General features: G+C 45.3%; 22 protein-coding genes and 1 pseudogene. 14 read left to right on the plus strand and 9 right to left on the minus strand.

Going from position 1 to position 23,756, the window contains the following annotated elements:
* The first annotated feature begins 27 nt into the window (after positions 1–27).
* Positions 28–1,698, plus strand: a complete 1,671-nt coding sequence (locus tag AZI87_RS08115; RefSeq protein ID WP_063206068.1) for a PQQ-dependent sugar dehydrogenase — start codon at positions 28–30, stop codon at positions 1,696–1,698.
* Here AZI87_RS08115 and AZI87_RS08120 read toward each other — a convergent pair whose 3' ends face one another.
* Together AZI87_RS08120 and AZI87_RS08125 are read right to left on the minus strand one after the other, a co-directional pair.
* The gene (locus tag AZI87_RS08120) at positions 1,699–2,547 is read right to left on the minus strand and encodes a PilZ domain-containing protein (RefSeq protein ID WP_063206069.1); all 849 of its coding nucleotides are present in this window, start codon (positions 2,545–2,547) and stop codon (positions 1,699–1,701) included.
* A 162-nt stretch (positions 2,548–2,709) separates the two neighbouring features.
* A complete protein-coding gene (locus AZI87_RS08125; protein ID WP_063206070.1) occupies positions 2,710–3,324 on the minus strand; it encodes an ATP-dependent Clp protease proteolytic subunit in 615 nt (204 codons plus the stop codon).
* Between the two features lie 205 nt (positions 3,325–3,529).
* Here AZI87_RS08125 and AZI87_RS08130 point away from each other — a divergent pair, with 205 nt between their 5' ends.
* The 4 genes from AZI87_RS08130 (at position 3,530) to AZI87_RS08145 (ending at position 7,412) form a co-directional block, all read left to right on the plus strand.
* A complete protein-coding gene (locus AZI87_RS08130; RefSeq protein ID WP_063206071.1) occupies positions 3,530–3,802 on the plus strand; it encodes a peptidylprolyl isomerase in 273 nt (90 codons plus the stop codon).
* Positions 3,803–3,904: 102 nt separating this feature from the next.
* The gene (locus AZI87_RS08135) at positions 3,905–4,711 is read left to right on the plus strand and encodes a transporter (RefSeq protein WP_063206072.1); all 807 of its coding nucleotides are present in this window, start codon (positions 3,905–3,907) and stop codon (positions 4,709–4,711) included.
* A gap of 7 nt (positions 4,712–4,718) precedes the next feature.
* Positions 4,719–6,137 carry a HAMP domain-containing methyl-accepting chemotaxis protein gene (locus AZI87_RS08140; protein ID WP_063206073.1) on the plus strand — a complete coding sequence of 473 codons (1,419 nt, stop codon included), beginning with the start codon at positions 4,719–4,721 and terminating at the stop codon, positions 6,135–6,137.
* A 75-nt stretch (positions 6,138–6,212) separates the two neighbouring features.
* Positions 6,213–7,412 carry a hypothetical protein gene (locus AZI87_RS08145; RefSeq protein WP_063206074.1) on the plus strand — a complete coding sequence of 400 codons (1,200 nt, stop codon included), beginning with the start codon at positions 6,213–6,215 and terminating at the stop codon, positions 7,410–7,412.
* Here AZI87_RS08145 and AZI87_RS08150 read toward each other — a convergent pair.
* Entirely contained in the window at positions 7,387–8,277 is an 891-nt protein-coding gene (locus AZI87_RS08150; protein WP_063206075.1) for a DMT family transporter, read from the minus strand. The genes AZI87_RS08145 and AZI87_RS08150 overlap by 26 nt on opposite strands.
* Positions 8,278–8,420: 143 nt before the next feature.
* Here AZI87_RS08150 and AZI87_RS17985 point away from each other — a divergent pair, with 143 nt between their 5' ends.
* Positions 8,421–8,597: a DUF1328 family protein gene (locus tag AZI87_RS17985; protein ID WP_081111042.1), complete on the plus strand. Its 177-nt coding sequence runs from the start codon at positions 8,421–8,423 to the stop codon at positions 8,595–8,597.
* A 67-nt stretch (positions 8,598–8,664) separates the two neighbouring features.
* Here the strand turns inward: AZI87_RS17985 and AZI87_RS08155 are convergent, their stop codons facing one another.
* The 3 genes from AZI87_RS08155 to AZI87_RS08165 all read right to left on the minus strand — a co-directional run bounded on the left by AZI87_RS08155 (position 8,665) and on the right by AZI87_RS08165 (position 10,965).
* Positions 8,665–9,066 (minus strand): glycine cleavage system protein H, encoded by a 402-nt coding sequence (locus tag AZI87_RS08155; protein WP_063206076.1) that lies wholly within the window; start codon positions 9,064–9,066, stop codon positions 8,665–8,667.
* Positions 9,067–9,169: 103 nt separating this feature from the next.
* Positions 9,170–10,585 carry a type I glutamate--ammonia ligase gene (glnA, locus tag AZI87_RS08160; protein WP_063206616.1) on the minus strand — a complete coding sequence of 472 codons (1,416 nt, stop codon included), beginning with the start codon at positions 10,583–10,585 and terminating at the stop codon, positions 9,170–9,172.
* Positions 10,586–10,626: 41 nt separating this feature from the next.
* Positions 10,627–10,965, minus strand: a complete 339-nt coding sequence (locus AZI87_RS08165) for a P-II family nitrogen regulator (protein WP_063206617.1) — start codon at positions 10,963–10,965, stop codon at positions 10,627–10,629.
* A 234-nt stretch (positions 10,966–11,199) separates the two neighbouring features.
* On the opposite strand from AZI87_RS08165, the gene AZI87_RS08170 reads away from it, so the two are divergent.
* From AZI87_RS08170 to AZI87_RS08205, 8 genes and pseudogenes are all read left to right on the plus strand, one after another.
* Positions 11,200–11,802, plus strand: a complete 603-nt coding sequence (locus tag AZI87_RS08170; RefSeq protein WP_081111041.1) for a gamma-glutamylcyclotransferase family protein — start codon at positions 11,200–11,202, stop codon at positions 11,800–11,802.
* Positions 11,795–12,280, plus strand: coding sequence for a tRNA (cytidine(34)-2'-O)-methyltransferase (locus AZI87_RS08175; RefSeq protein WP_063206077.1), 486 nt, complete (start codon positions 11,795–11,797; stop codon positions 12,278–12,280). Before AZI87_RS08170 ends, AZI87_RS08175 begins: the two co-directional genes overlap by 8 nt.
* Before the next feature lie 742 nt (positions 12,281–13,022).
* Positions 13,023–15,491: pseudogene (gene secA / locus AZI87_RS08180) on the plus strand (preprotein translocase subunit SecA); the annotation flags it as partial.
* A 327-nt stretch (positions 15,492–15,818) separates the two neighbouring features.
* Positions 15,819–16,574 carry a hypothetical protein gene (locus tag AZI87_RS08185; protein WP_253696555.1) on the plus strand — a complete coding sequence of 252 codons (756 nt, stop codon included), beginning with the start codon at positions 15,819–15,821 and terminating at the stop codon, positions 16,572–16,574.
* On the plus strand, positions 16,555–17,154 hold the full coding sequence (locus AZI87_RS08190) for a hypothetical protein (RefSeq protein ID WP_063206079.1): 600 nt from the start codon (positions 16,555–16,557) through the stop codon (positions 17,152–17,154). Before AZI87_RS08185 ends, AZI87_RS08190 begins: the two co-directional genes overlap by 20 nt.
* Before the next feature lie 66 nt (positions 17,155–17,220).
* Positions 17,221–18,183 carry a hypothetical protein gene (locus AZI87_RS08195; RefSeq protein ID WP_063206080.1) on the plus strand — a complete coding sequence of 321 codons (963 nt, stop codon included), beginning with the start codon at positions 17,221–17,223 and terminating at the stop codon, positions 18,181–18,183.
* Between the two features lie 214 nt (positions 18,184–18,397).
* Complete coding sequence (gene rsgA / locus AZI87_RS08200; protein WP_081112151.1) at positions 18,398–19,486, plus strand: ribosome small subunit-dependent GTPase A; 1,089 nt, start codon at positions 18,398–18,400, stop codon at positions 19,484–19,486.
* Positions 19,487–19,589: 103 nt separating this feature from the next.
* A complete protein-coding gene (locus AZI87_RS08205; protein ID WP_063206081.1) occupies positions 19,590–20,033 on the plus strand; it encodes an outer membrane protein assembly factor BamE in 444 nt (147 codons plus the stop codon).
* On the opposite strand, the gene AZI87_RS08210 is transcribed toward AZI87_RS08205, so the two are convergent.
* From AZI87_RS08210 to AZI87_RS08220, 3 genes are all read right to left on the minus strand, one after another.
* A complete protein-coding gene (locus tag AZI87_RS08210; protein WP_063206082.1) occupies positions 20,023–20,715 on the minus strand; it encodes a hypothetical protein in 693 nt (230 codons plus the stop codon). The genes AZI87_RS08205 and AZI87_RS08210 overlap by 11 nt on opposite strands.
* Before the next feature lies 1 nt (position 20,716).
* A complete protein-coding gene (locus AZI87_RS08215; RefSeq protein WP_063206083.1) occupies positions 20,717–21,355 on the minus strand; it encodes a matrixin family metalloprotease in 639 nt (212 codons plus the stop codon).
* Positions 21,356–21,449: 94 nt separating this feature from the next.
* On the minus strand, positions 21,450–23,660 hold the full coding sequence (locus tag AZI87_RS08220; RefSeq protein WP_253696557.1) for a phospholipase D-like domain-containing protein: 2,211 nt from the start codon (positions 23,658–23,660) through the stop codon (positions 21,450–21,452).
* Positions 23,661–23,756: the final 96 nt, after the last annotated feature.

Below are 23,756 nucleotides of genomic sequence, written 5' to 3' on the forward strand. Positions count from 1 at the left end.
CTGGATATTCCTTTGAAAGGAAGACTTATGAAAGCAAAAGCGGTTGTCTCAAAATGGATCATAGTTTTTTCAGCACTGACGGCGGTTCAAGCGAACGCGGAAGTTTTTGAAAATTCGGGATACCGTCTTGATACTTCTGTGCTCTGTGACGGTCTTCCCCAAGCCCCGGTGGCGACTCTAGAGGGATTGTGTGTTGGTGTTCTAGCTGGAAAAAAAGAGGGATTTAAAATGCCTCGTTACGCCGTGCAATCTAAAGAAGGCGTGATCTATGTCACTGAAATGGGTGGCTGGGCTTTCGGTCGCGGAACTGTGTATGCTGTTTATCGTGGAAAAGATTCTTCTGGCGTCGAAAAAACAGCGGTGGTTAATCTTTTTCCTACAAAGAAACTCACGATGCCTAATGGGATCATTATTGATCCCGAGGGGCGCCTTTATGTTGGAACGCCGACAGCCGTGGTGCGCTTTCAACCCAGAGACCCAAAGACGGGACAATTTAATATTGATACCGCAACTGAAGTTGTCGTGAATGACTTTGCTCAGTCTATTTTCCGTAAAGGAGAATACGCAAGTGCGGGCAGCTATAATGCTTTGGAAAATCGCTTGAAGAACAAACATCCTCTTATTCAAATGGCCGCCAATCGGGACTTCACGGAAATGTATATAAATGTCGGTGCCCCTTCAGATGACTGCGGTTCTGGTATAAAAACCATCGACGAAAATGGAAAATGCATTCAGTCTGAAAGTGCCCTTGCGAGTGCCGCCGTTTGGAAAGTAACACTCAGTAATGACACTCAAAGAAAAGCGGTGAGGGTTATTCCTTTTTCGCGCGGCTTAAGAAACTCTATGGCGTTAACCGTGCATCCAATTTCAGGCCTGGTCCTTCAAGGTGAAAACGGCTTGGATCTTCCGGATGAAGAACGCCCTTATGAAGAGTTAAATATTCTAGAAGAAGGAAAACACTACGGTTGGCCTTATTGCCATTCGCGCGGGGAAGTCGCTCCAGGATTTAAAAATAAAGTTACCGGTGAAATGTGTGCGAAGAATTTCGCTTTACCAAAAATCTTTATGCCTGCTCACACGGCTCCTCTGGGTCTTCTTTACTACAAAGGGGAACTGCTGCCTCAATTGAAGAACAAACTTTTAGTCGGATGGCACGGATATCAAAAGTACGGTCAGCGAATCGTCGCTTATCCCGTTGATGAATTGGGAACACCGACCGATAGCCAATACCAAGAGGTGGTATTTGGTTGGAAGGCACAAGAGGGAGTTCGTCCTCGCGGCGCCCCCACAGGCTTAACCGCCTTGAATGACGGTTCGGTTCTTGTTTTGGATGATAAAAACGGAGCTCTTTTAAGAATTTCCTCTGGTAAAAAAGCAGATGAGATTTCTGAAGATCCGTCAAAGTCGCATATTTCCGAAAAAACTTTGCAGGCTTTTGAGCCACTTGTCCCCCTTGTGAAAAAGAACTGTGCTATGTGCCACTCGCAATTTCAGAAGGCGACCGCAAAAGAAATGGTGCTTGAGATGAAGGGCACCATGCTCAATCTTTCAAGCCCTGCGGAAAGTTCTTTCTGGCTCAGAATGAAGGCCAAAGAGATGCCACCAGAAATGATTCGTCCCACGCTGAACTTTCACGATAAAGACTTTGATGAAGTTCTTCCCAAGGTAGAGGCCTTCATCAATACGTTGCAAAAGTAATTAGGATTTCGTGACAGACAAGATAAATTTTTTACCCGCTTCGGAAAGTGCAGTGAAACGCACGCCGTAGCGGATATAAATATCGTTGGCGCCCGGCAGTTTTACTTTTCGAACTGAAACCACAATGCCTTTGGCGTCAAACTTACTGTCTTGCAGTTTGTCGTCAAATTTAATCATTAGCTCGTCATTTAAGTCACACTTAGCGGCGCGAACCAAAAAGCCTAAGCCGGTTTTAGAGATATCGGCACAGAAGACCTGAAAACCTGTTCCCTTTTTTGAAAGGGCGACGAAAACCTTTCCACAGTTAAAGCGTTGCGATTTTCGACGAATATGGACGTCGGGAAGATCTTCATTTGAAGCTCTTTTATAATCTTCTAATGATTTCGGCGAGAACTCGTCCCAATTGATAACGGGCTGCCAAGGGCCGTGCGGATTCTTCGAGATCAAGCTCTGTTCAGAAAGCTTTTGAGAATGAATAAGTTCAAGCACATCCAAGTATTTTAAACGCTGGTCTGAGTGGTCTTTTTCGTACCAGTAAACGGGAGTTAAAATTGGAAAATTATCGGGAGTGATAAATTCAGGGAGATCTAATTTCTCGTTCGATTCTTGATCCGATATCAAGCCAACCGCCAGATGATCGCCATACTCAGATGAAGTGTTAGATTCATTTGAAGGATCTAAATCGGAAAAATCAGGATGCTGGGCTAGCATCATCCATTCGCCCGTCTGATTATTCAAAATCATATCAAACAAACTGATTTTTCCAGAGCGAACGCCATCAATGATATTCTTCTCTGATAACGGCCCTAGTTTTTGTTTACCTGTAGTTAGGTAGTAGTTGGCTGCCAAGACGCTTCCCCCAGTCCCAAGACATTCAAATTAAGTGGAGTATCGCTATCTTTAAGTTTGAGGCATCTTCCTGTTAATTCACAAGCGCTTTCTTTTTCTGAGACGGCGGCAGGCCCAAAGTTGGAAGCAAGAAGAGCCGAAGCTCTCCTTGCGAACATGAGATTAGCCAGCTTCTTTTAAAAGCTTTTTTCGGGCGGGGATGACGTGATCGATGACTCCAAAGATCTTGGATTCTTCCGCACTCATATAATGATCTCGCTCCATCGTCTTTGCCAGGAAATCTGCCTTCTTACCGGTGTGAAGGGAGTATATCTCGGTCATCCTTTTCTTCGTACGGACCAACTCTTTTGCGTGGATCTCGATATCGGTCACTTGTCCGCCCAACCCTCCATCACCCAGATGCGGTTGATGCAGTAAAATTCGGCTGTTAGGCATCGCGAAGCGTTTCCCTGGGGTGCCTGCCGTTAAGAGCAAAGAACCCATGCTTGCCGCCAAACCCAAACAATATGTGGCAATGTCGCATTTTACGAATTGCATGATGTCGTAGATGGCCATCCCAGCAGTGACGGATCCACCCGGGGAATTAATATAAAGATGGATATCCTTATCTGGATCGTTCACCTCCAGAAATAAAATCTGGGCGATCAAAGAGGTTGCGACCTCGTCGGTGACAGCCGAGCCCAAGATGATGATACGGTCTTTGAGCAGGCGAGAATAAATATCGTAACTGCGTTCTCCAGCGGATGTTTGTTCGATTACGTACGGATTGATAGGCATAGTGTTTCCCTTCTTTTTTTAAATTTCTTTTGCAGAACTGGGGCCGAACATTCAGTCCGAAGAGCCTGTTTCAGCCTGAAACAAGCACAAACCCAAGTCGCAAATAACGAAGGGTGATGATCTTCCAAAAAAATTCTTATACGTTGGATAAGGCGAAAAAAAGCTTTCGGGTGACATTTTTGAAAACGACAAGTAGTGTGTGACTATGAAAATCCGCGCCAGCCACATTCTTGTGAAGCATCAGTATGAAGCCGAAGATGTTCTTCGCGCCTTGAGTTCCGGAAAAAGTTTTGAGGAATTGGCGAAACGTTGTTCGACGTGCCCTTCTGCGGCCCAGGGTGGAGACCTTGGAACTTTTGGTCCAGGTCGCATGGATGAAGACTTCGAAGACGCGGCCTTTGCTCTAAAGGTCGGGGAAATATCGTCTAAACCTGTGCGCACACGTTTTGGCTTTCATATAATTAAGCGCACTGCCTAAAGAAAACCCCTCCCAAAGTTTTGTTCTTTGTTGGGAAATACGTACTCCGTAGATTTTCGCCGAGGTTCGAGAAAAGATATTCGAAACACTCTCGGGGGATACATGCATAAATTCGGAATTTTGAACGTTTTGGTTTTAATGATGGCGTCTTTTGCGCAAGCAGAGGTCGTGAAGGACAACTCTTTTCTTATGGAAGAGGCTTACAATCAAGAGCCGGGTGTTGTTCAATTTATTCAAACTTATCAGTATCTAAATCCTTCGCATGATTGGACTTATAACTTCACAAGTGAAATCCCTATAACGGATGAAACTCATCAATTCTCTTTTGTTGTTCCGGTGATGAAACAAACGGGCGAGGCGGGTGAAAGCGATCAAACTCAGGTCGGCGACATTCTACTGAACTATCGCTATCAACTTTTGAACACGCCGACTCTCGCTATGGCTCCGCGCTTTACTTTAATTGCGCCAACAGGTGATTACAAAAAGGGATTCGGGACAGGCGTTGCTGGATTACAGTTCAACCAGGCCGTTTCGATCACGATCAATGATCGCTGGACAAATCATTGGAATGCGGGTTTCACCTTCACTCCTGATGCTAAAGACGTCAATGGAGACACGGCAACGACCTTTGGGTTCAACTTTGGATCCAGCGTCGTTTACAATTACACTCCAAAAACAAACCTGCTTTGTGAGTTTGTATTTAACAGCAATGAATCTGTGATCGGTCCTGATATGAAAGCCGCCGCATCAACATATTACGTGGTGCCGGGCATCCGTACAGCTTTTGAGGCTGGAGAAGAAACTGAAATCGTTCCTGGCATCGGTGCTTTGTTGGGAATTGGCCCTTCCGCGGAAGAACACGAAACTGGTGTGATTCTTTATTTATCAATCGAATCAAAACTCTGGTAAGGGTGATATGGGTTTAACCCTTAAAAAACAACTTTGGTTGCTGTGTGGCGGATTTTTGATTGTACTATCTGGCGTCGCTACACTTTCTTTCGTTAACTCCACCAAGCTGATGAATCAGTTTGATAACGTCGCCAATGTGCAACTGCCCGCAGTTCGCAATATGACGTTAGCGGATATGATGCATGATGGATTGAGGTCTGTAGTTTTGGCGTCATTGCTTGCCGCTGAAAACAATCCGGAGCAGTTGAAAGAGATCAAAACAGAAGCGCAGGAAAAGTCCGAGGAATTTCAACAATACCTTGAAGCTCTAGAAAAGCTTCCTTTAAATGATAACACTCGAAATGCGATTCTAGAAACCAAGCCGGAAATGATGAACTACATTGCATCCACAAATAAGATTGTGGATCTAGCCATCGCCGAAGGTTACCGTGCTGCGCTGGTGGAGCTTCCTAAGTTTGAAGCTTCGTTTAAAGTTCTCGAAGGCAAAATGGAAACTTTGGGTGAGTTGATTGAAAAAGATGCGGCTACGGCGCATGAATCCGGTGCGGCCTTCCGCATGATCAACTTATTGATTTCCATCATCGGTGGTTTGTTCTGTTTGGTGATGGGCATCTGGGTGACAGTGAGTTTGGTGCGTCGAATGACTGGCTTTGCTACACGCATTGAAGGCACGGGGAACTCTTTAGAAAACACGAGCACGCATTTGAATAAAGCCAGTCAGGATTTGGCTTCAGGAGCGACTCAGTCGGCCGCTTCACTTGAAGAAACAGTCGCTTCGCTTGAAGAGCTATCCAGCATGGTGAAGTCTAACTCTGAAAATGCCAAAGCGGCTTCGGGATTATCTCAAGAAAGTTTTGATGCTTCCAAAGCGGGAGCTGAGTCTGTACAAAAACTTATAACTTCGATGGATGCTTTAAGAGCTTCAGCAACGAAGATCGAGGAAGTCAGCCAAGTCATTGATGACATTGCTTTCCAAACAAATCTTTTAGCCTTGAATGCCTCTGTGGAAGCAGCCCGTGCCGGAGAAATGGGAAAAGGATTTGCGGTTGTTGCGGATGCGGTTCGCAGCCTTGCGCAAAGAAGTGCAGATTCTGCTAAAAATATTTCAAAGATGATTCAAGAAAGCGTGCGCCAGATTCATGAAGGTGGCGAAATCGCGAATCAAAGTGGTGAGCTTTTAAATAAATTTTTAGCTTCGGCTCAAAAAGTTTTAGAAATTAACAATGAAATTGCTGGCGCCAGTCATGAACAAGCCCGCGGTATCTCATTAATCAGTGAAGCTATGAATAAACTAGATCAGGCTTCGCAGAAAAATGCTCAAGTGGCTCAAGAGGTCGCGCAGACCAGCGATCAAATGTCACACTTGTCCCAAGGTATGCAGGACTTAGTGGTTGAGTTGAAGGATTTAGTCGGTCAGCAAACTTGAGTTTGCACAAATTAACAGTCCTTAATATGACCCCTCCGAAAAGTTTCTTCAGTATGGATCTTTTCGGAGGAGCCCATGTCAGCACAATCCATTCTTGTGACCGCATTTTTTCTTTTCAACTCAAATGCCGTCCATGCAGTTGAAGTTAAGCCACAGATACTGCTTCCCATTCCGGAATCGAGCCAGAGCATTCCGACGAAAAAAATTATTCTTAGCGAAGGAAAAATGATTCGTTATGAGGTGAATGGCATTCTTGAAGCAAAAGCGGAACTCCCTGCCGGCGCGCAAATTGAAATTCCGCTAGAGTACACAAAGAAGTATCTGCCTTTTCGAAATTCTAAAGGAAACCTAGAAAGATCTAGCACGGGTTTCATCCATCCCATTCGCATTCTTTCCGTGCCCGCAGATTATCAAGATGAGTTCACCGCAGAAAAGATCAATGACTTCAATACCACGGCCGGTGGTTTATCTATCTTTGCTTCTATTATTGAAGATATCGAAGGGACCGAAGGCCACTTCGCCGTTCATACCACGTCAGAACCTAATGAAGCATTTCTTGAGTACTTTCATGCCGACGGAAGACCGAAATTTCGCTATTCAAAATCCATTCGTAAAAGATTTGGCTCACGACTCAATCACATGGTGGATGGCAAATCGTTATCTTCCGAAGAAAGAGAAAAGTGGCGCAGCATTTACTCTGAACTAAAAAGAGCGGCGACACGTACAGAGCCTTCAGAAAAGTCCTATATGATGATTGATTCTAAACTGGCTCAGCGTCTTTCAGCGCAGTTTGAAAAAACGGGTGCCATCTCTACGCGGGGAGCTTGGACCATCGCCACTCGAGCCACGGCTGTTCGTCATGGTTTTGAAAGTGTTCCGTGCGCCGAGTTTCAGTCCGAAGTTTTAAGGCAGGCTTATCAACGCGCAGGTTATCGAGTCACTGATGACTTTAATGAAAACAAAAAGAATCCATTGATCTGGCATCACACGGCGGCGGTGGTGAACTTCTCTGCAGCACTTTATCGAGCTGGTTGGATTCCGTGGGATGCTTCTGTTTATCGTCCCATCACTGGTAGCTTTATCATGCACCAAGTTGGAAAATCACCAGGCCACACATACATATCCGCAGGTGAAGACGGAATGATTGTCGTTGATAATGGTTCACCTCAGGGAAAGGATCTTCGCAAATCCAGTGCTCGTGTGCTGTCTATGATGTATCAGTCAGGCGTCTTCTTTTTACCGCCGGGAATCAACCCGCCCGCTTGGTCAGAGTAAGAATATTTCCTAAAAGACAAAGAACGACGCCGGTAATAATATACGGCGTCCACACAAAGTTTTCAAAAAAACTGGAAAGAGTGATCGCGATCACCGGAGAAATAACGCTGGTGTAGGCCGCTTTTTCAGCACCGATTTTTCCTGCCAAAGATAAATAAGCCCCAAAAGCGATGACTGAGCCGAATAGCGCCAAGTAAAGAAGCGCACTTAAGAAACGTGCGTTCAGTGGTATAGCTAAGCTATCGCCATGAATAAGTGCTACGAGTAACGTGAAAATGCTTCCGTAAAGCATTCCCCAGGTGTTTGTGATTAAGACGGGAATACGCAATTGATAACTTTTTTGCGCGACCATGTTTCCAATCGAAGCGGACATGGTCGCAAAAAATCCGATCACAAGACCAAGAATGGTTTTTGAATTCGTATCAAAATGCAGAATCTCGTTAAGAAAAATAAAAACAATTCCTAGGCCACCTAAGAGTGAGCCCACAATCACACTGCGATTGATGGGTTTTTTGAAGAAAACCCTCATGCCGAACATATTATAATAAATCAAAAGCGTGAAGGTCAGCGCGACCATCCCAGAGCTGATCATTGTTTCCGCGATATAGGTCAGCATGTAGTTCACGGAAAACATGAAAATTCCCTGAAGGGCGAAAAGAACATGTTCTCGACGCTGATACTTAAGATTCTGTTTTTTAAAGAAGCAAAAACCAAAGAGCAGAGCCGCGGCTAATAAGAATCGCCAGAAGACCGAAGTTATCGGAGAGGCTGCATCGACTTGAAATGTGATCACAAGGTAAGTGGAACCCCAGATCAACGTGCAGATGGTATACAGAATTAGGTTATCGAATCGCGCGGTCTTCATGAACTATATGTAACAAAAACGGACTTCGGGGTCACTCCGCATTTGTATGTGAACACACGCTTTCAATCGATCTTTAACTGATAGTTCACTCAAGCCATAATGTAAGTGAGTTTCGTTCGTAGAAATATCAAAAGGAGGTCCCAATGCTTAGAGCCGCGATTATCTTCTTCATCATCGCAATCGTCGCTTTTATCTTCGGAGCTTCAGGAATCGCAGGTATGTCGATGGAAATCGGCCGCCTACTGTTGATGGTATTCCTGGCTTTGGCGGTAATCACTTTCCTTATCAATCTTATCGGTGGGAAACGGGGACACAGGTGACGTCGTTGTTATAGCTTAAGAAATTAAAAAGCCCCAGTAATGGGGCTTTTGCTTTTAACGAAGCTTCTTAGTCTTCGTCGTCTTCGTAATCTTCATCATCCTCATCGTCGTCATCATCATCATCTTCGTCTTCATCCTCGTCATCGTAATCTTCATCAGCTTCGATGCGGATCAACCAACCCTCTTCGTAAGGGTCTTCCATGATAATAGATGGATCTTCAACAACTTGAGTGTTCACTTCAATCACAGTTCCAGACACTGGAGAGTAGATATCCAACGGACCATCGTCAGTCTCTAAAGTACCAATGACAACGTCAGCGTCGATTTTTTCTTGCTCAGCCGGAAGCTCAACAGAAGAGATCTCTTCAAAATCTTCCAAACCGTCTTCGTTGATGCCGATAGTGATAACACCATCTTCCTGACGGATCCAAAGATAACCCATAAAATTTCTTACGTCGTCTGATGCCATTGTCTTTTCCTAAGTTGTGTATTTTTAGAGATTATTCCCTAACCAGGGAAAGATGTCCAGCGGGAGCAAGCAAGCTTGCCCCCACTTCTTTTGAATAGCGCAATTAACAGTCGTAGTACAAGTGGAATTCGTACGGAACAGGTCTTTGCTGAACCGGACGCACTTCTTTGTCGATTTTGTACTGGATCCAAGTTTCGATCAGATCTTCACTGAACACGTCGCCCTTTTTTAAGAAGCTGCAGTTATCGCGAAGATTATTCAAACTTTCTTCCAAAGTTCCAGGGACAGAAGGAATTGCCGCTGCCTCTTGCGGAGGAAGGCCGTAAATATCTTTATCAAGTGGATCACCTGGGTGAATCTTATTGATAATACCATCAAGGCCCGCCATCAAGATCGCCGCCTCAGCAAGATAGATATTTGCCGTTGGATCTGGAGTACGGAATTCAATACGACGCGCTTTTGGATTTGGTCCTGAATTCGGGATACGCATTGCTGCAGAACGGTTTTTAAAGCTGTAAGCCAATTTTGTTGGTGCTTCGAAACCTGGAACCAGACGTTTATAAGAGTTTGTCGTTGGATTGATAATGCCGCAAAGAGCAGGAGCATGTTTCAAAACGCCGCCAATATAGTAAAGCGCCATTTCAGAAAGACCCGCATATTTGTTACCCGCGAAAAGATTTTTTCCATCCTTCCACAAAGACATATGAATGTGCATTCCAGAGCCGTTATCACCGAAAACAGGTTTTGGCATGAACGTCGCTGTTTTGCCGTAGCGTTTTGCCACGTTTTTAACGATGTATTTAAACCACATCATTTTATCGCCCATGTTCAAAGCTGTATCGAAGCGGAAGTTGATCTCGCCTTGACCTGCAGAAGCTACTTCGTGGTGATGACGTTCCACTTGCATTCCGCATCTTTCAAGTTCCAAGCAGATCTCGGTGCGTAGATCTTGTTGTGTGTCTGTTGGAAGAGCTGGGAAGTAACCTTCTTTGCTACGTACTTTGTAACCCAAGTTACGGCCGCCTTCATCGCGACCCGTGTTCCAAACAGCCTCTTCGCTGTCGATCATATAGAAAGCGGAGTTGCTGGTTTGTTCATAACGAACATCATCAAAGATAAAGAATTCAGCTTCAGGACCGAAGTAAGCCGTATCGGCAATGCCTGTTGACTGCATGTAAGCGATCGCTTTTTTAACCAGCTGACGAGGGTCGCGGTTGTAAGGCTGCAGAGTCTCTGGCAAACAGACGTCACAGATAAGTGAAAGAGTTGGAACCTGCATGAATGGATCCATCATGGCTGTGCTTGGATCCGGCAAGATGATCATATCAGATTCTTCAATACCTCTCCATCCGCGGATAGAACTTCCGTCAAAGCCGAAGCCGTTTTCGAAAGTTTCATCAGTCAATTGATGAAGGGGAACAGTTAAGTGTTGCCAAGTTCCGATCATGTCACAGAACTTGAGATCTACCATCTTTGCGCCTTTTTCATTGGCGAACTTCAGTACGTCTTTACCAGTCATCTGGGTCATTTGGGCCTCCGAGCCTTGCTTAAAAAACAATCCTAAAGTGCCTGCTCGTCCTTCTCACCAGTGCGAATGCGAAGAACAGATTCCACAGGAATCACGAAGATTTTTCCGTCACCAATTTTTCCTGTGTGTGCAGTTTTACGAATAGCCTCTACTGCGCTATCGATCAGAGCGTCAGGCAGAACTACTTCTATTTTTATTTTTGGTAGAAAATCGACGACGTATTCGGCGCCCTTGTAGACCTCGGTACGTCCTTTTTGTCTTCCGAACCCGCGAACTTCTGAGACAGTGATACCTTCTACGCCGACTTCTGCTAGTGCGTCGACGACATCATCGAGCTTGAAGGGTTTTATGATCGCCTCAATTTTTTTCATTGAACCTTTTGTTCGGGAAAACGTTGTGAAGAGGATAGCAAGTTCACGCAAGAATGCAAAAACTGTTAAAGTCATTTAATTTTTTTAATTGCTAATAACGCAAAACAGAAACTGTCACTTCTTGGAAAAAAAGAGCAACTGCTCAGAAAGCGGCTTGCGGTGCCCTGTGGTTTTTGGTACACACGGGACCTCTTTTAGGAAAAGCCACTATTGTTGTCGTACTCGGGGGGGATAATGACTACAACACGTTTTTTCGTCTACGGATCTTTCTGTGAAGGCATGGTTCACTTTAACAAGATCCAAAATTTCTTGGAATCTTCAGTACTTGCGCGCGTTAAAGCGACGGCTTACCGATTAAAAGTAGGCTTTCCGGCTATCGTTAAAGCCGGCAGTGACCTGGTTCCAGGTCAGCTAGTGGAACTGAAAAGCTCAGAGTTGCTTTTGAGCCTCATGGATGAGTTCCACGGCTACAACCGCCACGATCCAGATCAGAGTCTTTATTCTAGAGAAGAAGTGGATGTGTATCCAGAAGGCTCATCGGCTCCAGTCCGCGCTTGGATTTACTTCCTAAATCCATTAAAACTTCCGGTGAATGCCGCTGTGATTCCTGGCGGAGACTGGAAACGTTCTCTGGAAGAACATCCATCTTTGACGTCAAAGCTTTCAGAAAAGCAAGTCACGTACATTCAAAAGCTAGGAAAATCGACTGGCCGAGAGATTGTTCCTATTGACCTGACTTTGTATCGCGAACTCATGAACTTAGAGCTGATCGTCGATAAAGGTCGTCGTTTAGCTTTATCCAAACTTGGCCAAGAGGTTTATAAGCATCTTGCCTAGTTCTGATTCGCAAAAACTTTTCCGCATTGTTCTGATCGAGCCCGAAATTCCGCAAAACACCGGAAACATCGGGCGCACCTGTGTTGCCACCAACTGCGAACTGCACTTGGTTGGCAAAATGGGTTTTGAAATCAACGACACCAACTTAAAACGCGCCGGCCTTGATTACTGGCCCCATCTTTCTTGGCATCGCCACGCCACGTTTGAAGACTGGTGGAGCAAAGTCGAAGACACATCCCGCATCTGGCTCTTCACAACAAAAACAAAACGCACATATTTCGAACCCAAATTCCAACCAGGCGACTGGTTCGTCTTCGGAAAAGAAACAAAAGGCCTAGATCCTGACCTCTTACTAAAATACCCAAACCAAACAGTAACAATCCCCATGATCGGCGAAGGAGCGCGCAGCCTAAACCTCGCTACTAGCGTTGCTATTGCTGCTTACGAAGGGGTTCGTCAGGTTAACTATTCGAAGTAGAGTTTGTCCTTCGCACGACGGATTTGCGCTTGGAAAGTGGGCTTAGCCTTAACCGCTGAGTCGCTTCGGCGGGCACGCCCTCCAGGCTCAGTCGGTGCCGAGCCTTTGGCTCGGTTCGCGCCATCGTGGCGCCACCGAAGGCCCTTCTTCGGACTCATCGCTTAAGGCTAAGCCCACTTCCAAGCGCAAATCTGGTGTAAAGAAAATCTTTTTCGGAAAAGAACTGATGTACTTGTATGCGAGAATTTAGAAATGCGTAGGAGTTTTCTGTAAGCTTCCGCGAGTGGTTTTTCTGGCCTTCGGCGTTTTTTAAAAAGCGCTATGAGTATTAATTAAAAAATTTTAAAAGACGAAACCAACTTAATTTTAGTCATCAAAATATCCCATGATTATTTGCTGCTGCTTCTGACGCAAAGACGAAGACGGGGAATGAAGAGGAAAAATAAAGTTCCACAAAGTTAGCTTATGCGAGCCTTCTTGGAGGGGAATTTAGGTGGTGTGTCTCCGAAGAGAGGCCTTTGCCGGCGCCACGATGGCGCGAACCGCACAAAGTGCGGCGGCAACTGAGCCCGGATGGCGTGCCGAACGAAGCGAGAAACACCACCTAAATTCCCCTCCAAGAAGGCGTCGTCCGAAGCCAACCTTTCGTCGAGGAAATGTATCTTTTCCGAATGAATGACGCAGACTAGTTATGGCACGTTACCTTGCCGCCTTAATGGATTTGGGTCTATTCTCTAAGACTATGATTACACAAGCGCTTACAAAAATTTTCGGTACGAAGCATGATCGTGAAATGAAGAAGATCCAGCCTACAGTGGATCGTATCAATGCCCTAGAGCCAAAGATGGCGGCTCTCACGGATGAACAACTTAAAGCAAAGACTCCTGAGTTCCAAGAGCGTCTTCGAAAAGGCGAAACTGTTGATGATATTTTGCCAGAGGCGTTTGCGGTTTGTCGTGAAGCTTCGAAGCGTGTTTTGGGAATGCGCCATTACGATGTTCAGATGATCGGTGGTATCGTTCTGAATCGCGGTAACATTGCCGAGATGAGAACGGGTGAAGGTAAGACGCTTGTGGCGACTTTGCCGGTTTATTTGAATGCGCTTACTGGTAAGGGTGTGCATCTTGTGACAGTGAATGACTACCTAGTACGTCGTGACGCAGAATGGATGGGTCGTCTTTACGGTTGGTTGGGTCTTACGACAGGTATCATCGTTCATGGTTTGAACGACCAACAACGTAAGCAAATGTACGCTTGTGATATCACTTACTGCACGAACAATGAATTGGGCTTCGACTATCTTCGTGACAACATGAAGTTTGATTTGAATGACTACGTTCAACGTGGTCACAACTTCGCGATCGTGGATGAGTGTGACTCCATCCTTGTCGACGAAGCTCGTACGCCGCTGATCATTTCAGGTCCTGCGGAATCTTCAACGGATAAATATTATGCCGTGAACGCGATCATCCCTCACTTGAAGCGTGATGTTCACTTCACGATGGAAGAAAAAACGAAAACAGCTTCTTTGACGGACGAAGGTAACGCGAAAGTTGAAGAGTTGATGGGTCTTTCAAATCTTTACGATCCACAAAACATCGAAATTCTTCACCACGTTTACCAAGGTTTGAAAGCTTACTACCTTTATCGTCGTGACGTAGAATACATGATCAAAGATGGCGAAATCGTGATCGTGGATGAGTTCACGGGCCGTTTGATGCCGGGTCGTCGTTGGAGTGATGGTCTTCACCAAGCGATCGAAGCTAAAGAAGGCGTTGAAGTTAAATCTGAAAACCAAACTTTGGCGACAATCACTTTCCAAAACTACTTCCGTATGTACACGAAGCTTTCAGGTATGACGGGTACGGCGGATACAGAAGCGGTTGAGTTCAAAAAAATCTACAATCTTGATGTGAATGTGATTCCAACAAACAGACCTATTCAGCGTAAAGACCAAGAAGACGTTGTGTATAAGTCTGAAAAAGCAAAATACAAAGCGATCACTGCCGACATCAAAGAGCGTATCGCCAAAGGTCAGCCGATCCTTGTTGGTACCGAGTCTATTGAAAAATCTGAATCTTTAAGCGCGTATCTTCGTAAAGAAGGTATTAAGCACGAAGTTCTTAATGCGAAACAACACGAACGCGAAGCAGAGATCGTAGCGCAAGCCGGTCGTAAGGGCGCTGTGACTATTGCTACGAACATGGCCGGTCGTGGTACCGACATCATGCTGGGTGGTAACGCAGAAATGTTGGCAAAAGCTTCTGTAGGCAATGATGATTCACCAGAATTCCAAGAAGCCTTGGCAAAAGTTAAACCTCAAGTTGAAAAAGAGCGTGCGGAAGTGCGTGAACTTGGCGGTCTTTATATCATCGGTACGGAAAGACACGAATCTCGTCGTATCGACAATCAGCTTCGTGGTCGTGCTGGTCGTCAAGGGGACCCAGGTGAGTCTCGCTTCTATCTATCTCTAGAAGATAAATTGATGAGAATCTTCAATGGTGAGCGTATCCAGAAAATCATGGAAATGCTGAACATTCCTGAAGATGAACCTATCACAGCGAAAATGGTGACAAACGCCATTGAAGGTGCGCAACGCAAAGTCGAAGGTCACAACTTTGATATTCGTAAAAACTTGATGGAGTACGACTCTGTCATGAACGCGCAAAGAAACGCGATCTATGGCATGCGCCGTAAGGTCTTAGAAGGCCAAGAGATCGAAAGAACCACTTTGGACTGGTTGGGTGACGTCGTTTCTAATCTTCTTGATACTTACGCTCCAGAGGGCGGCAAGAAAGAAGATTGGAGCATGGATGGTTTGAACAATTCTCTTGTTCAAAGCTTCGGTTTCAAAATTGATTTTGCTAACATGCCAATCAACTCTGATACGGTGACAGACGCTGTGAAAAACGGTGTTAAAGAAGTTTTTGAAAAACAAAAATCTTCAATGGGTCCTTTCTTTGAACAAGTTCAAAAAATGATTCTTCTTCAAAGCATCGACCATCACTGGAAGAACCACCTTTACGTGATCGATAAATTAAAAGAAGGTATCGGTCTTCGTGGTTATGCTCAGAAAGATCCTTTGATCGAGTATAAAAAAGAAGCCTTTAAAGCTTTTGAAAACTTGAATAACACGATCAAGAGCGATGCGATCGAAAAAATCATGCGTGTTCAATTGGTAGCGCAGCAATCAGAAGAACAAGTTCTTGAAAGCTTGCGCCCGGAAGAAGCGGATCTGGATGAGTTGGATTATTCTTCTCCTTCAGAAACTGACATTGGTCACACTCTTCCAGAAGTTGAGACTTCGGCAGATGCACCAACACGTAAGATGACTTTCCAAAGCGGACCTCGTGATGATCGTCCGATGAATCGTGAAGAACGTCGTCGCCTTGAAAAACAAGGTAAAGGAAAAAGATAATTGATCCCTTGTCCGAGTTGCCAGTCACCGGTAGAGATTCTTGATAAGCATTTGGGGACGTTATTCACGTGCCCCCATTGCAACGCAGTTTACTTTATCGATTGGAACGGACAGCCTGAGATGGCGGAGCACGAACCCGAGGCGCCGCCGGAACCCGAAATACAACCGGGTACTGAGTTTGAAGGTGGTGCGGATTTTCAAGCCGGCACCTCTTTCGAAAATCCAACCCCGCAAGACTTCAATGCGTATGGCGTAAATCCGGTTGAGCCCGCACAAGACTTTTCTGCCGGCGCTGAGCCGACGGTTTATCAAGGACAGATTCCGCAAGAAGTTCCTGAAGAAAATACTCCACAGGAAGATCCTTATTTAACTCCAGCGGACGAGATTCCTCCGGGCAGTGAATTTGAAGTTCCAGGTGGTGATAATTATCAAACTTCGGATTCTTCTTACGATACGCCGGTAGAGGCTCCTGTCGAGACGCCTTTAGAAGAACCGTCAGAGCCTATTGAAGAGGTTCCTTACGATTTCTCTCAGACTTTAGATCGCATGCCGGAGTCGACCACGAATGTGGCGACGCCCGATACTCCTGATTTCTCGGACGTGACTGATTTTGCCAATGCCGACACCTTGGCTGGCCCAATGACTTATGCCGTGATCATTGAGGGTATAGAGTCCAGCCACCTGGTAATGCAGCTTAAAGAGGCTATGACGGATTCCCGCTTTGGTTGGGATGTGACTGAACTTCTAAATCAAATTGGTCAGGGAAGACTGGTCCTAAAAGGTTTGTCTCCGGCTAAAGCCAGCGTCCTAATCAACCGAATTAAATATCTGCCTTTTAAAATTTCTTGGAGGCAAGATGTACTCTCTGGTTCTTAAAATTTCGTTGAGCTTTTTGACACTATCTTCGGTGGCGGTGGCTAATGAAGCTCCGGCTGCTGAACATGGCGAAGCCCCTAAAGAAGGTGCAAAAGCCGAAGCTCCTCCGAAAGAAATCAAATCCAGTGAAGATTCTTATGCCGTTGTACAAGCACGCGTGCAGGCTTTAGAAGCCAAAGTGCGTTCTGCCGAAACAGAAATTCAGAAGCTCATCACTGAGAAACAACAAACAAAAGACTCTGCGCGTGTTGCCGAGATCATCAATCAGATGAAAACGTTGCATAAAGATCTGAACACGAACGTGAAAGAATACGATCAACAGCGGGCTCTTTTGAAATACCGTTATCCAGAAAAAGGTCAAACGGAGAAGCGCGAGTACGAGCGCATCGAAGTGAAATCCATTGAAGAAATGGAAACTCAGCTGAGCTTGGGGAACTCCGTGAAAAAGACTTTGCAAAAGGTGCGCATTCAATACGAGAAGCCTAACAAAAATGAAATGGGACACACGGTTGCCGAAGAAAAGAAAAAGTCCCCAGAGTCCGCGCCAAGTATCGTTGATCCGGTCATCCTAAAGAAGTAATAGTTCCTATATTGACTCTTATTTTGGACGTTATTTAATACTCCTCAGGGACACTGAGGGGTTTCAATGAAACAATTTTCTTTCTTAATTGTATCGGCGTTAACGATCACAGCTTGTTCAGGTGGAGGCGGCTCCGGATCCGAAGCGCCGGTTGATCAATTCCGTCCTTTTGAAAAGCCAGCCAATGCGATGACGGCGGCGGATGTTACCTACTATACGGATCTCAACAAAGCCTTAATAAAAATCGTTCCCGCACCCAATGCTATCTTCACCTCTGTTGTCAGCGGGGCATCCGCAAAAACAGTGGAGGTTGAAGAAAGGCAAAAGTCCATCGAAAAACTTTCACCGGAAGGTGTGGCTCTTTTAAAGAGAATCAAAAAAGAATGTGAAGTCTTTCCCGCTTTCGGGGCACAGTGGGGAGATACACAAATTCGTGAAGGTTCAGTTTCGGGTGAACGGGCCCAGATGTCGATTGCAGCAAAAGGATGTCCGCTCAGCTTCGTCGAAGAAGGTGAAGCTATCACTCGCGTAAATAGCGTGCGCGCTGATAAATCTTCGCAAGTTGCAGAAATTTCAAATCAAGTGACTCTTAAACAGAAAGTGTTCAGTGTAATTCAAGATCCAAAACTGCGCGAATCCACGAAGGTGGAACAATATACGTTAGAGCTGATTTCTGTAGGTAACGCCGACGTTAAAATTGAAAAAGAAAAGATGTCGATGATTATGAAAATCAGTGGAGCGGGACGCGTGGCTGTAAAGCTGGCAGATGGCGACACCGTCAGTGGACCACTTAAGCTACAGATGAGCGTAAATAGCGCGACCGGTGAAATGCAGATGCAGTATCTTATGGACTTACAGACCTTGCGCGGAGCTTTGCGCATCGTCGCAGTTGCTTCGCAGGCGCAGACGGAGCTTTACATTAATGGAGAAAAAGCGGACCCAGCAGGGTTTGGCGATGCCATCAATCCGAAAAAAGGTCTGGGCCAAGCTCCACAGGCTTTCCGTAAGTTTTATTCCTTGTTGAAGTAATTATGACATAGATTGGGACGACCGCTTGACGGAAAAGCGTTCTTCCCCGATGATAGTTTTATATCCACGAACCAGGAGGGCCTATGATTGTAAAATTCAATAAATCAAACAACAGCTCTCTGGGTCTATTCGCTTAGTTTTAAATTCCTAAGACAATTCAAATCCACGAGAGCTCCATTTTTCTATTAACTTGAAAAACTATTGGAGTTTTTGCGTGAATTCATACTCACACCTCAATTCTTGGGGATGGGATTTATTTTTTGAACTACAAATTGAAAACAAAGAAGACGATCTGAAGTTGGCGCGCGTGATTGGTCAGGAAAGAGACCTTTACCGTGTGACATTTGGTGAATCGACCAGTCTTTTGGCGCAAGTATCAGGACGCTTTCGCCATGATTTTGCAAATGCGCCCGGCGCGTTTCCCGCCGTGGGCGACTGGGTGCTTTGCCGTATGGAAGAGCATCAAGACAAAGCTCTTATCCAAAAAGTTTTAGACCGTCGCACGTGTTTTTATCGTCGCGATCCGGGGCAAGGTGTGCAAGTCGTCGCGGCGAATGTCGATGTTGTCTTCATTGTGACGTCACTCAATCGCGATCTGAACGTCAATCGTTTGGATCGATACTTGAGTATTGCGTGGGATAGCGGCGCCTCGCCTGTTATCGTGTTGAGCAAAGCCGACTTAGTCGAAAACGCCGAAAGTATTCTGCGTGATCTTGAAAACACTTATATCGGAGTTCCGATTTACGCCGTCAGTGTCTTTGAACCGCAGACGTGTGAGGGCTTAAGAAAATATTTGAAACCAGGAAAAACAGCCGTTCTTATGGGATCTTCCGGCGTTGGAAAATCCACGTTAACGAACTTTTTTCTGGGCGAAGAGATTCTTAAAACTCAAAGTGCTAGAGAAGACGACGATCGCGGTCGCCATACCACGACATCTCGCAGCTTGTTTCGTCTGAAAGAAGGAGCCGTGTTGATGGACACTCCGGGTATGAGGCAGTTGGGATTGCATGATCAGGAAGAAGGCGTGCAGGAATTATTTTCGGACATCCTGTCTCTTTCAGAGCAATGTAAATTCCGAGACTGCGCCCATAATCAAGAACCCGGTTGCGCTATTCATAATGCTTTATCCAACGGAGATTTGGATCCCGACCGGTGGGAAAGCTACTTGAAACTGCAAAAGGAAGCGTCTTATCAGGAGCGTCGATTGGATCCCGCGAAAATGGCGGAGGAAAAGAAAAGATGGAAGAAAATACATCTGGCCGCTAAAGTTCATATGGCAAGAAAGAGCCGGGGAGAAATCTAACCCCGGCTTCGGCCGCTTCTTTTTTGTATTAAAATGAGACAAAAGAAAGTGGCGGCCTTTCAAGCTTCTTAGTAAACTAGTAGCATAGAAGGATGGGGGAACTATGCTCCGTTATTTGGCTATTCCTGTCGTGATAATCGGTCTTTTGACGACAGCCTGTCAGACGTCAATGCTAAAGCAGTTTGGCGAAGTAAAACCCGGCATGGAAAAAGATGACGTACTTGATTTAATGGGAAGCCCCTCTCGCACCCAACGCTTTCATGGGAAAGACCGTTGGACCTATGTTTTTTATGACGACCGCATCCGTTTCGAAAAAGAAGTTCAATTCTTTAATGGCAACGCCATTTATGTAGGAGATATATCTCAACCAGAAGTCACGAAAACGGCGATGGCCGTTGATGCTATCAATGAGCAGAAGAACAAAGAGATCGACGAACAAATCGCCAAAGAAGTCGAGCAACACCGCAAAGAGTATAGCGATTATGAAGCGAAAGCTCGCGGCGAAGATAAAGTCCGCTACGTCCCTGAATTTGAATCTATTCGCTAGCTTTTAAGATAAGCGGTTCGCCAAGAACCGAAATGACTTCGTACCCGTTGATCTGCAAAGTGTCTTCGGGGTTTATTCCGTAAAACTTCACGCCTGTCCAAGTCCATTCCGTCGGCCAAAACTCGACAACGTGTCGGAAAAAAATCTTTCCTTCTTCGCGGGACCCTTCCGCGGCTATAGGAAACTCATACTGAGAGGTAGGACTTTTTAAAATCTTGGAAAATGGAATGGGTAAAGTATCGATGTGGCGTTGATCGGCCGCAACCGTACAAGGAACACGCACGATCATTTGTGGAATTTCTCCGGAAAATGCAATTCCTTCCGCCGCAAAAATTAAATCCACCGTAGGATACTGTTCACAGGCAAAAACCTTGCTTCCCGAATCATTCTTCATCAGGAAAAGGCCCAGACGCATTGCGGGCCCTTGAGATGTCGAAATGACCGAGGCTTCTTTTAAAACTTGGTACTTAAATGCTTTTTTAAATTGTTCAGGAGATGCTTCTGTCAAATCATAATCAAACGTGGTCGCAGTGACAGCGGCACCTTCTTCAGTAGAGGCAACGCCACGAAGTTGATTCACCTTTTTATTAAGAAGTAAGACACCGAAAGGCAATGCAGCCATTAAAAGCACGAGGCTTATCATGCGCGACATTTTTTGCAGATTCGTTTTTTCTTTTTTCATCTTAATACTCGCACTTGATTGTTTCACGATCGGCTGCAGTTAAAGAGTCTCGTTTCACGGCACCATTTAATGTCGACCACATCACACTCGGCACTGTGCGATGTTTTAATCCCAGCACATGTCCCAGCTCGTGGATCATAAGACTTTCTAAATGAACATCATAGGGTGTCGTTGCTTTATCGACGAAGAAATTGAAGTACTTATGATCAACGGCAATATCAGATTCGTAAATCTGATTTCCGCGCCAATAAAGATTCGTGACCGCTTGCAGGGTCTTTTGGGCTTCCGGCCACGTCTTCATCCAATGGACGGTGTTCGTAGCGTTACGTGTAACTTCAGTGCCCAGATTCGCGCCTGTTCTATCAAATCGGAAAAGCGTCATGCCGGCAGCATCATTCCAATGCTGAGCAGCCCGTTTAATCACTTCATCATATTCAGGCGGGTATTCGCTATGAAGTTGCAGCACAACAGGAATATTGAGCTTCCAAGACACACGTTGACCATAACTATTTTGAATGAAGCCGCAGTCGGTTTCAGCGGCGCTGGCCAAATGATCATCATCTCCAGGTCCTAAAGAGGGACCTTGCTGGCAAGACACAAGGGCGATGGCAGCGGAAATGAGGAAAAGCAATTTATACATATCCCTCAGTTTACACGAACTTTATTTTCAAATCTGTGAATAGAAAGTGCTGAAAAGAAAAGCTCGACCTAGGTCCTAGGTCGAGCTGAAGAGCTTAGAAGTAAGAATCGGCCCAATCAATCAAAGTGCCGTTGATCCAAGAAATTTTTTCTTTCTGAGTGATGCGACGGCCGCCTTTCAAAAAGTCTAAAACTTCTTTTCGCATGTCCAAAGCTGTGGGCTCATGCAAAATCAAAGCGCCGCTCTCTGTGTCGTGGATGAAGCTACGACGATTTAAATTCACGCTACTGATAAAACTTAATTTCTTATCAATAACTAGAATCTTTGCGTGCATGATCGAGCGTGAATCTGTCCACTCATAGATCTCAACATTTTTCAAATGGCGGTTGATCCCTTCTTTATTTACGTCTTCCGCAATTTGTGGGGTGCCGTCACCTGCTAGGTGGATACGAGTTAAGATCTTTACTTTGACTCCACGTTGGACGGCGCGATCCAAAGCCGCGCTGATGGCCACAGAAGGACGGAAATAAGGTGTCGTCAGTAGCAACTCGGATTGAGCTGAATCAATCATATTGATATAGAACTTTTCCAGCTGGAAACCGTCAAAGAAAGGCAAGGACATCACATGGCGAACCAACGGATAGAGGTTCGGTAAAGCCGTCAAACGTAAAACCTGACTTTGGGAAGCCGCTTGCGGGATGTTTACATTCGTTGAGCGGAAGCGATTGGATACGGGATCGCGCATCCAGAATGAAAGCATTTGCGCCATTACAGACTGAATGAAGGGATGACCGCGCATCTCAACTTCGAAATCATTGTAGTAAATGTAAGGCTCTTCGCCTTCACCGTAGTTCTTCAAATACTTGTAGGCTTTGTAGAACGGAGTATCACTGAAGATGTAAGAGTCACGGATATTTCTTCCGCCCGTGATCAAGAAGCTATCCTTCCAGTTCGTCGAAGAATACCCCATAACGATTTTCGTGTGATTCACGCGGTGAAATTTATCAAGCCAAGAGCCGTCTTTGGCTTCTGATAAACGATACTTATAATATTGAACCTTCACGTTGGGCATTCCAAATGCCAACCATTCAAGAATACGCTTATCCTTTTTAGTCATGGTCACTTCGGGTACCAGAACGCGAATCTGTGTGCCACGCTCGGCATGATGACGAAGGGCACGCGCCAGCACCATTCCATAAAAGTCAGCAGAAAAGTTCAAAGAGGAAACCCAAATAATATCGAACTTAGGTGCTTTATCGAAATTCAGGGCCGCCATGGGATTTTTGTCATTAAAATCTTTTCTGGATAGAGGAGAGCCCGTTAAAGAAAGCACGCGGCGATTCATTGAAAGATACGGATCGCGTAAGTTGATCAGTTTATCAAAGCTTTGTGGGCACGTCGTAAATAGATAGTCCTGTTGCCAGAAAAAATTTGTCACATTGTTGCCACCAAAATTTCCGACAGGACGGGCACACACATCAATTTGATTAGTGAGCTTAACCCATTCCGGCGTCGTCATTGCAACGTCGACAAGCCTGATCGTATGAGTCCACTTACGGTCTTTATCCGGATCATAGTATCTGAGCTGACAACTTCTAACACCCGGAGAAAGCTTTACCCTCACGCGCTGGCCATTTTCTTTGTTGAAATACCAGTTGAATTCATACACGCGGCCGCGTGTTTCGTTTTGGAAGAATAAAAATCCTGATTGATAAATAATATCGCCGTCGCAATCCAATCGCGCTTTAAGATATTTTTGACGTTGATCTTGTCGGTCTCCGGCAAAGGGCGTTGTTTCGACCGGCAAATTGTTCATAAGGCGCAGAGAATAGTTAGAATAGAAACGGTGCTCAAGCGGGAAAGCGTTTGTTGCGTTGATATCCTCGCTTTTAAACTCGTTCAGGTTCGTGATTTCGACGATCTCTTCTTTTTCAAATAGTGGTGAACGGAAAGACGCTGAAAACCAAGGCCCTAAGCCGTCCCATTCACGCAATGAAAGTTTTGATGAAAGCACGTCGACTTCTTGTTGGCGCTCTTTCCAAAGACGGTCGACTTGATCGCGCACATAAGGATCTTGATACATACGACCATCAAAAGCTTGAGGTGCGCTCAGACCTGTTTGTGTTTGGAAGAACTGCTGATTCGCTCTCCAATCGTTGTTCCAGAACTTAGAAAGCTCTAAATCGATTTCCTGGATACGATTCACACGTTGATCATCATAGATGACCGAACTCGGTGTTCGCTGAGCGCTAGTACATGCCGACACTACCAAAATTATTGCGAATAAAACGGAGAGACGTTTCATTCTTTGTAGTTCGGTTATCTATACGGAAAAGTTTAGGTTTTCAGGCGGGAATTCTAAAATTGAGACGGTGAATTTGGATTAAATTTTCAGAAGGGC

This window comes from Bdellovibrio bacteriovorus (assembly GCF_001592745.1).
GTDB classification, from domain to species: domain Bacteria; phylum Bdellovibrionota; class Bdellovibrionia; order Bdellovibrionales; family Bdellovibrionaceae; genus Bdellovibrio; species Bdellovibrio bacteriovorus_B.